We start from the raw sequence: 3,198 nt of genomic DNA, 5'->3' as shown, positions 1-3,198 counted from the left end.
GCCGGGGCCGCCGCCGCAGCAGCGGCCGGCGCAGCAGCAGCCGGCTTGGCCACCGGCGCCGCCGCAGGCGCGGCCACGCTGGCGGCATAGCGCTGCCAGTCGGTATAGCCACCCACGTATTCGCCAATCACGCCGTCGCCTTCCATCACCAGCGTGGAGGTCACCACGTTGTCGATGAAGTCACGATCGTGGCTGACCAGCAGCAGGGTGCCGGTGTAGTCGCCCAGCAGCTCTTCCAGCAGCTCCAGGGTTTCCACGTCGAGGTCGTTGGTCGGTTCGTCCATCACCAGCAGGTTGGACGGCTGCGCGAACAGCTTGGCCAGCAGCAGGCGGTTGCGCTCACCACCGGACAGGCGGGTGATCGGCGCACGGGCACGCTCGGGGGTGAACATGAAATCCTGCAGGTAGGCATGCACGTGCTTGCGCTTGCCGTTGAACTCGAGGAAATCGCGGCCTTCGGCCACGTTCTCGATCGCGCTCCAGTCTTCGCGCAGCACCGCACGGTACTGGTCGAAATAGGCGATCTGCAGGTTGGTGCCGGCGTTGACCTCACCCTTCTGCGGCTGCAGTTCGCCCAGCAGCAGCTTCAGCAGCGTGGTCTTGCCGCTGCCGTTGGGGCCGATCAGACCGATGCGGTCGCCACGCAGGATGGTGGTGGTGAAGTCGCGGACCATGGTGCGCTCGCCGAAGGCGAACGAAATGTCCTTGACGTCGATGACTTTCTTGCCGGAGCTGACGCCCTGTGCGGCTTCCATCTTGACGTTGCCGCTGAGTTCGCGGCGCTCGGAACGCTCGTTGCGCATCGCCTTCAGGCGGCGCACGCGGCCTTCGTCGCGGGTGCGGCGGGCCTTGATCCCCTGGCGGATCCACACTTCTTCCTGCGCCAGCAGCTTGTCGAAGCGGGCGTTTTCCTGGGCCTGCGCGTTCAGGCGTTCCTCGCGGCGGCGCTCGTAGTTGGCCCAGTCGCCCGGCCAGCTGGTGACCTGGCCGCGGTCGATCTCGACGATGCGGGTGGCCAGCGCGCGCAGGAAGCGGCGGTCATGGGTGACGAACACCACGCTGCCGCTCCAGCCCTTGAGGAAGGCTTCCAGCCAGTCGATGGCCTCGATGTCGAGGTGGTTGGTCGGTTCGTCCAGCAGCAGCACGTCCGGGCTGGACACCAGCGCGCGGGCCAGCAGCACGCGGCGCTTCATGCCGCCGGACAGGCGGCCGAATTCGGCCTCGCCATCCAGGTCGAGCTTGGTCAGGGTTTCGCTGACGCGCTGGTCCAGGCCCCAGCCGTTGGCGGCATCGATCTTGGCCTGGACGTTGCCCAGGGCTTCACCGTCGAAGACCTCGGCATGGCTGAGGTGGTGGAATTCGGCCAGCCACTGGCCCAGTTCGCCCAGGCCATCGGCCACGACGTCGAACACCGAGCCGGCCGCGCCATGCGGCACTTCCTGCTCCAGGCGGGTCACGCGGACGCCCTGCTGCACGCGGACTTCGCCGTCATCAGGCTTGTGGTCGCCGGACAGCAGCTTGAGCAGGGTGGATTTGCCGGCGCCGTTGCGGCCGATCAGGGCGATGCGTTCGCCCGGCTCGATCGACAGTTCGGCCTTTTCCAGCAACAACGGGCCGCCGACGCTGAAGTCGACGTTCTGTAGGGTAATCAGAGGCATCCCACTATTGTACGGGTTGGCGGGCGCCCGCCGGAATCTCGGCGTTAGAGTCGACCGTTGCATTCCCCCAGCCATGGCTGCAACCCGGTCAGGGCACACAGGTACAATGTGCCATGACTGACTTTTCGACCCTGCCGCTGAGCCCGGCCCTGCAGCCCGGCCTGGACGCCCTCGGCTACACCACCCTTACGCCTATCCAGGCGCAGAGCCTGCCGGCAATCCTCGATCGCCGCGATGTGATCGCCCAGGCGCCGACCGGCAGCGGCAAGACCGCCGCCTTCGGCCTGGGCCTGCTGCAGGCCATCGATCCCAGCCTGATCCGCGTGCAGGCGCTGGTGCTGTGCCCGACCCGCGAGCTGGCCGACCAGGTCGCCAAGCAGATCCGCAAGCTGGCCACCGGCATCCCCAACCTGAAGCTGCTGCTGCTGGTCGGTGGCGTGCCGCTGGGCCCGCAGCTGGCCTCGCTGGAAGGCCACGACCCGCATGTGGTGGTCGGCACCCCCGGCCGCGTGCAGGAACTGGCCCGCAAGCGTGCCCTGAACCTGGGCGCGGTGCGCACCCTGGTGCTGGACGAAGCCGACCGCATGCTGGACATGGGCTTTGAAGAGCCGATCCGCGAGATAGCCGGCCGCACCCACAAGGACCGGCAGAGCCTGCTGTTCTCGGCCACCTTCCCCGACAGCATCCGCGAGATCGCCCGCGACCTGCTGCGCGATGCGCTGGAAGTGACCGTGGAAGGCGCCGACCAGGCCCCGGCCATCCGCCACCTGTTCTGCGAAGTGGAACCGGCCCACCGGCAGAAGGCGCTGGCCGGCCTGCTGCTGAAATACACGCCGGAATCGGCGGTGGTGTTCTGCAACACCCGCAAGGACGTGGACGAGGTCGCCAACTCGCTGCAGCAGTTCGGCTTCTCGGCGCTGGCCCTGCATGGCGACATGGAGCAGCGTGACCGCGAGGAAGTGCTGCTCCGCCTGGCCAACCGCAGCTGCAACGTGCTGGTGGCCAGCGACGTGGCCGCACGCGGGCTGGATGTGGAAGAGCTGGCGGCTGTGATCAACTACGAGCTGCCCACCGACGTGGAGAGCTACCAGCACCGCGTGGGCCGCACCGGCCGCGCCGGTGCCAGCGGCCTGGCGATCAGCCTGGTGGCCGGTCGCGAGAAGACCCGCGCCGAGGCCGTCGAAGCCCATCTGGGCCAGCCGCTGGACTGGCAGAAGACGCCGCTGGCGACCTCGCGCCCGGCCGAGCTGCCGCAGGCGGCGATGCGCACCCTGCGCATCGATGGTGGCAAGACCGACAAGCTGCGCCCGGGCGACATCCTCGGCGCGCTGACCGGCGATGCCGGCCTGTCGGGCAAGCACATCGGCAAGATCGCGATCTTCCCGACCCGCTCCTACGTGGCCATCGCCCGTGAGCAGGTCAACAAGGCGGTTGCCAAGCTGGAAGCCGGCAAGATCAAGGGCCGTCGCTTCCGCGTGCGGATGATGTAACGATCAAGGTATCGGCCGGGCATGGCCCGGCGCTACCTGCAGGCTGTTGG

At 68.2% G+C, this 3,198-nt stretch carries 2 protein-coding genes; one reads left to right on the top strand and one right to left on the bottom strand.

Going from position 1 to position 3,198, the window contains the following annotated elements; genetic code table 11:
* Window positions 1-1,658, bottom strand: a 1,658-nt coding sequence (locus DCO49_RS19735) for an ATP-binding cassette domain-containing protein (RefSeq protein WP_116865429.1), incomplete at its 3' end; no start/stop codon positions are given.
* A 113-nt stretch (window positions 1,659-1,771) separates the two neighbouring features.
* Between DCO49_RS19735 and dbpA the strand changes: the two genes are divergently transcribed.
* Window positions 1,772-3,148 (top strand): ATP-dependent RNA helicase DbpA, encoded by a 1,377-nt coding sequence (dbpA, locus tag DCO49_RS19730; protein ID WP_116865428.1) that lies wholly within the window; start codon window positions 1,772-1,774, stop codon window positions 3,146-3,148.
* Window positions 3,149-3,198 lie beyond the last annotated feature (50 nt).

This window comes from Stenotrophomonas sp. SPM, from assembly GCF_003105135.1.
Taxonomy (GTDB): Bacteria; Pseudomonadota; Gammaproteobacteria; order Xanthomonadales; family Xanthomonadaceae; genus Stenotrophomonas.
Note: the sequence above shows the minus strand (reverse complement) of the source record. Positions and strands in the feature narration are given on the sequence as shown.